Annotated in this window: 5 protein-coding genes; all 5 read right to left on the bottom strand. The window is 44.8% G+C overall.

Annotation, left to right across the window (positions count from 1 at the left end; genetic code table 11):
- A partial coding sequence (locus F6K52_RS30615) for an HAD-IC family P-type ATPase (RefSeq protein WP_293087776.1) occupies nt 1-1,126 on the bottom strand: 1,126 nt, incomplete at its 3' end.
- Between the two features lie 612 nt (nt 1,127-1,738).
- Nucleotides 1,739-3,508, bottom strand: coding sequence for a ShlB/FhaC/HecB family hemolysin secretion/activation protein (locus F6K52_RS30610; RefSeq protein ID WP_293087773.1), 1,770 nt, complete (start codon nt 3,506-3,508; stop codon nt 1,739-1,741).
- Between the two features lie 750 nt (nt 3,509-4,258).
- Complete coding sequence (locus F6K52_RS30605; protein WP_293087771.1) at nt 4,259-4,639, bottom strand: hypothetical protein; 381 nt, start codon at nt 4,637-4,639, stop codon at nt 4,259-4,261.
- Nucleotides 4,640-5,553: 914 nt separating this feature from the next.
- The gene (locus F6K52_RS30600) at nt 5,554-5,730 is read right to left on the bottom strand and encodes a hypothetical protein (protein ID WP_293087768.1); all 177 of its coding nucleotides are present in this window, start codon (nt 5,728-5,730) and stop codon (nt 5,554-5,556) included.
- A gap of 183 nt (nt 5,731-5,913) precedes the next feature.
- Nucleotides 5,914-6,128, bottom strand: a 215-nt coding sequence (locus F6K52_RS30595) for a hypothetical protein (RefSeq protein WP_293087764.1), incomplete at its 5' end; no start/stop codon positions are given.

The raw sequence follows: 6,128 nt of genomic DNA, 5'->3' as shown, positions 1-6,128 counted from the left end.
GGGTATCCACCCGTTGCACAACCATTTTGTTTTGGGTCAGGGTACCAGTTTTATCAGAACAAATGGTAGTCACACTTCCTAAGGTTTCCACAGCTGGTAGTTTGCGGATTAGAGCATGACGGCGTACCATTCTCTGGGTTCCTAGGGCTAAGGTTACAGTCACCACCGCTGGCAAGCCTTCTGGAACTACAGCCACTGCCATACTTAAAGAAACTTCTACCAGTTGTTGGAACACACTCAAGTCCCAACCGCTTACGCCCAAGCCAATGATAATTACTAGTGCTACTAGCAACAGCGAACCGGTTACCAAAACTGTTCCTAGCTGAGACATACGCTGTTGCAGAGGCGTCGGTTCACTTTCCACCCCTTGTAGCATCTGGGCAATTTTCCCCAGTTCCGTATTCATCCCAGTACCAGTAACTAGGACTTTACCTCTGCCTTGGACAACTTCAGTTCCCTGAAAAACTAAATTAATGCGATCGCCTATGGGAGTATCTTCCGATAGCTCCACCTCTACGGTTTTATTGACAGCATTAGCTTCCCCAGTCAGTGCAGATTCTCTGACTTGCAAATTCGATGCCTCGATCAGCCTACCATCTGCTCCAACTTGTACCCCAGCTTCCAGCAACATCATGTCCCCTGGCACAAGCTGTTGACTATCTATCTCTAAGGTACGACCATCCCGCAGCACTCGTACCTTAGGGGATGCCATACTTTTCAGGGCTGCTAGGGCTTTTTCAGCACGGCTTTCCTGGAGATACCCGAGGATGCCATTGAGAATAACGATTGATAGGATAGCAATCGTATCTTTGAAGGGAAATTCACTGGCCTTTTCTGAGGCTTGTTGCAGATTGATCAGATCTAAAATCCCGGAAACTATGGCTACTGCAATCAGCATCAACAGCATGATGTCCTTGAATTGATCAAGGAACATTGCCCAGGAACTGCGCTTTGCTTTTTCCTCTAGTTCATTTAAGCCATAGTATTGTAAGCGCTGTGATACCTGTTGAGAGGTCAAACCGACTTGAGGGTCACAGCCAGATTCTGCTAAAGAATTTTCAACAGATTGGGTGTACCACGCTTTTAACGGGTCAGGCAATAAATTAGATTGGGTCAATGGATTCACCGGGAATGTTTGCGTTTAGATGATATGCATTCGATCATAAAAATTTCCTAGGGAGTTTGGAAACCAAGACTATAATCGAATCTAGCGCAACAAAATAGCACCAGATGCAGCAAGTGAAGATCGTAAGCATAAGCGCTACGCGCACGCTGTGCGAACAGCGGTCAGCGGTCAGCTTAAAATAAACCTATGCAGGCCTATGGCCACGCTACGCGAACGGGAGAATTTAAGATTGAGAGATTAATGAGAATAGAAAGTCTTGGTAAAAGCTCATCTAAGCCTATGCTGATAGCTGATAGCTGATAGCTGATAGCTTAGTGAAGATCTGTTATTCAAAGTCTGTATTCTAAAGATAGGCAGTTGGCGCTAATCCTAGTAATTTATTCCGTATTTGATCAGGTTTTATTTACTGGTGAAGCTCAACGGTTGACCATTAACCCTAATCGTCAGAGGAATAATTTAATCTATATTTTATCATAGCTATGAGGTACAAATATTTTTTTTCCCTTATTACCTATTACCAGCTCCGAAGCTCCCTGTTCCCTGTTCCCAGATCCGCTGTTCCCTAAAGCCTAGAAAATTGCACTTCATGAGGAAATATAATTGCTATATTGGTTAATATTGATAGCGAACATTGAAGTAAAAGCCCTCATCCTGGGCATTGTTACTGCGATCATCCAAATCAACCAGAGGAATGCCATAGTCAAGTCGCAGATTAAGCCCTGTCACTGGCTGCACAATTAGCCCTAAGCCAATACCCGCTAAAAAGCGTTGTGACGGTAAGGTATTAGGATTGTCAGGGTTATTCCAGACATAACCCATGTCGAAAAACGGAATTAGTTGTAATGCGGGGTCATCGTCTACGTCTCGATGTAAAGTGATACGGTCTTCAATAGAGAATCTTACTCCATTGTCCCCTGCTCTGATATTTTGACGGTAGCCCCTCAGGGATTGACCACCCCCAAGCAAAAATTGTTGGGGAGGCAATAGGCTATTGGGGGTAAGCTGAACTTCGGTTCCCATAATTAAGAAATTATCCTCTGAGAGAATCTGCAACCGCTGTACTTGACCTACCCAGCGAAAAAAGCGCCCATCAGGTATAGGATCGGGGTTGATAGTGGCATCAAACCAGCCAGTTCCGAGACTCAAAAGCGATCGCAAAAACCAAGTTCCTTGCAAATCCCGACGTAGATACTCTTGTTCAAACTTAATCACGCTCAGGGTAGTCGAGCCATCTTGATCTGGACCAAAGCCAAACCCAAGAGGCTCATCACCCAAAAAAGTCTGACCATCTCTGTAGCTGAATCCTAGAGACAGAGCAAATTCTTCCCGAGGTGTGCGGTACAACGGCTGACGAAATCGAAGTTCATATAGCTCAGATTCTCCTTCAATATCAAAAACATTGAATGGTGCTTGAGTCACCCGATTACGGTCGATCACTGTTCGCAGTTCTAAGGTACCATTTCGGGGATTGAGGGGAAAGCGATAGCCAAAATCAAAAATATTAGACCCGCCAGTGGTCGAACGGCGATAAGTGAAAGAAATTTCATCCCCATTGCCAGTTAGGTTGAGATGCCGAAGATTAAAACTCATTCGTTCAGATCCAATACTAGGAGGTGAATAGTTATCAACCCCTACACTGCCTTCAAAGGGATTAGCTTCCACAACACGAACAATCAGAATGCTCTGTCCTGGTTTTGTTCCTTTGCGCAGGCTTGCTTCTATACTTTCCAACTTTGGGTCAAGCCGTAACAATCGTAATTGGTTTTCCAATTCAGTAGTATTGAATGGTGTTCCAGTACCTAACTGGACACGGCTGCGGATATAGTTGGCATTGAGTCGGCGTGTTCCTTCAACTTCGATCTTTTCTATACCCCCTTCTAGAACACGAATTGTAACAATGCCCTTGTTAATGTCAATGGTTTGCTCGACCAGAATTGCTCTAGTGTTAATATAGCCTTGCTTGAGGTAAAGCGTAGTAATAGCATCCGCGACTTCTCTTAGTTGCTCAAGAGTCAGGGAGCGTCCTTGATAAGGTTGTATGATCTGCTTAAACTGCTCTGGTGAAAAGATGGTGCTGCCAATGACTTCAATTTTATCAACTTGAATTGTTTGAGAGTCAAAAGCAGTTAGTCTAGCCGGTGTATTGGGTTTATTCTCTAGTAGAATTGGTTGTTGTGAATCTGATAGTATGGGCGGTAATGGTTCCCCTATCTGATTTTGATAATTTCCATCAACCAATTGTCCTGAGTCCTGAGGGATTTTCTTCTCCTGCTGGTTAACCAGAAGGTTACTTGTGCTTAGAGATCTATGATTGCTTGGCAAAGAGGTTAGGGTTACTGCTAGGGCATCATTACAACTGGTACAGGCAATTATTAAATACAACGGTGTAATTTTATTTGATATATTTATTTTTAATAAATACTTTATAAGCACAATTTTAATTAACATCTGATGCCAAAGCAATCCGATCTTCGAGCGCATCGGGTTTTTTATTCTCCTTAGGTGGGGATATCTAGGGATTTTGGGTGACAACTAATGGTTCAAACGTAAACGCCACTAAAAAGCCTAACCCTGATTAGTTCAAAAATTCCAAAAAACTATCACCATCGTCTCTCGCAGTTATAGCTTATATCAAATTCGTTTAATTACCCATAATCAAAATCTCTACCCTGTCTGACCCTGTGGTGGGTTTTCCGGTGTCAGTCTAACCTTTGTGTATTTAACAGGTGCGCCCCCGTTCGCGCCCCGGGTCGGGCTTTGCCTAAAGGCGCGCGCACCTCTTTGCGAATTTAATTCTTAATGGGTCAAGCACACCTAACGGACTTCAGATGAGTTGTTATTCTCTTCAAAGCACTTGCGATCATAACCAATTATATGAAATCCGGCTAAATAGTTACTGTTAAGCCTTGGCATCCTGCCAAAGCTTGAAAATGGGTGAGTCCCCGGATCAACTCAGGCTGTTTTAGTAGTACGCAACACCGATTCGGGCAAAGCCCGACGCTTCGCGAACACATAGAAGTTGCTCTAACTCAAAGATGTTCTCAAAGGTTCGGTTAGCAATCGGCTCATCCAAGATTGACCAAAGATGTTCTGCAGGTTGCAACTCAGGGGAGTAAGGGGGAAGAAACTCGCTTATGTAATCCGGATGGTAGCACGAATACCTGACCGGTGTGCCAACCGGCGTGGGTCTTCAGTTAAAATAACGTGTTTATTTTGGCCTAAGCTGAAATGTTGGGCAAAGTCAGCCAGGACTTGATTGAACAGTTGAATGTTTACTCTCGGTAACAACCACCAATAGGTTTGACCCGAAGCTGGATGCACAAAACCCCATACCCAAACCCACTCATAGCGCCACTGCACTTTGGAGACGAAACCGATAGATAGTGGAGCCTTAATCAATAAGTTTTGACCCTTTTCTGCATAGCCTGCCAACCATAAAGGCTCCACTATCCTTACGGTAACTTCAAAGGCAATAGGGGTTTCCCACCAGGGAACCCAGAGGCGGCGCACCATAGGGAAAGAGTCCAACTCGATGTTCGTCCATCGCCCACAACTCAATCTCTGCCCCCGGGTGCTGCTGTAACTGCTCTACTCGCTCAGGCAGTTTTTTTTCCAGTGTTTGAGTACATCCCAACCACTATTTTCAGCAAAGTTTTTTTGCCATAGATACTGTCAAGAAAAACATTTACGGAACTTATCTTTTCCGGCAGCGCGAATTTTTTCTAGTCTTGCTCTATATCCAAAGCAGAGTAAGGGTTTTGCAGGTAGATTACGTCTTATGATAACAACCCTAGATTTCCGTCATATTATCATAAAAGTTTGCGTATTAACTACGCAAACCTTTGTGCAATATTTTTTGGCTGATGACAAAAAGAAAATTCAGGGCTATTTCATTCTAAATAGGTCTTTGAGTGTGTTAAGGCATTAACCAGCCCGACGCTGGGCTTGAGCCATATTTTGAAAACCATTGTCCCGATATAAATTCAGAGGCTTTGTTGCGTGCTAGTGCCCAAATTTGTACGCCTAGGTGAGGTACGAATCCGTGAAGCATCTTCCCCTTGAGTCACCGATACGGACATAATGCACTTTGTTCTCCACTCCCCAATAGCCTCGAATCCGTTTGGCAAAAGCGTCAGCCGTATCGATAAATGAGGCAACAAAGAGCGCGAGTTTCGTGGGAAACTTCAATCAGAGAAGCCCGATAGATTCGACGTTCACCACTCCACTCGAATCAGGGTGCTCAGCCGAGGGAAAATCAGGTATACCATCAAGTTGCTCACGCTTTGCTGACGGTGCGTTTTTCAATCCGACCATGCCCCGAAGTTGATCTGTTTTACGGTCTGTTGGGCTTGAAAGGAACGCTTTGACGGCACTCAGTAACCTCGATTGGTTTCCTTTGAGTGCTCCCTTGGTAATCGTTCCCGCTATCAAGGATGACCATTACCGTTTTTTTGGGTGCTGATGGCATCAAAGGCGAACACCACACCCAAGAGAGCCATCTGTTGGATAAATGCTGGTAAGGCGGTAATTTCATTCGTCTTTGAATCCACCATCAAGGGACACAGAATCAGTCGAAGTTCCACAATGTAGGCGGTAACCAGCATAATGGCGTATGGGAGAATCTACCTGTGGGTCATCGCTGATCACTTCAATTGACCCCCGTAGCACAAAGCCCATCGGTGGCAATGGTTTCTCCGGGCAGGGTCAGAAGTTACCGCAAGAATAAGGCAGCCTTAATCATAAAGTTTTAACCCTTTACCCATAGCCGACCAACCATAAAGGCTGCCTTATTCTAAGGTTTCGTCTCCGGGTTGAACCCCAAAAAACCGAGATAAACAGGCGGAATACATCGGATATTCCACCCGTAGCAACGTCCGTCGAATCGTGCTGTAGGACGGGTTTGCGTCCTTTGGGAGGCGAAAATAAAGCAACCAATTGATCGTATTGAGGCTTTCAACCAATCCCCAATGGCAAGAAACCCTCGATTGCCCGCCGCAACCGA

It is taken from the genome of Moorena sp. SIO3H5, assembly GCF_010692395.1.
Taxonomy (GTDB): domain Bacteria; phylum Cyanobacteriota; class Cyanobacteriia; order Cyanobacteriales; family Coleofasciculaceae; genus Moorena.
The sequence above is the reverse complement of the archived record's forward strand: the minus strand, read 5'-3'. Positions and strand labels throughout refer to the sequence as shown.

Bases quoted from the DNA above. Each gene is read 5' to 3' on its own strand.
- F6K52_RS30605 (WP_293087771.1), bottom strand. From the start codon at position 4,639: ATGGTGCGCCGCCTCTGGGTTCCCTGGTGGGAAACCCCTATTGCCTTT.
- F6K52_RS30600 (WP_293087768.1), bottom strand. From the start codon at position 5,730: ATGCTGGTTACCGCCTACATTGTGGAACTTCGACTGATTCTGTGTCCC.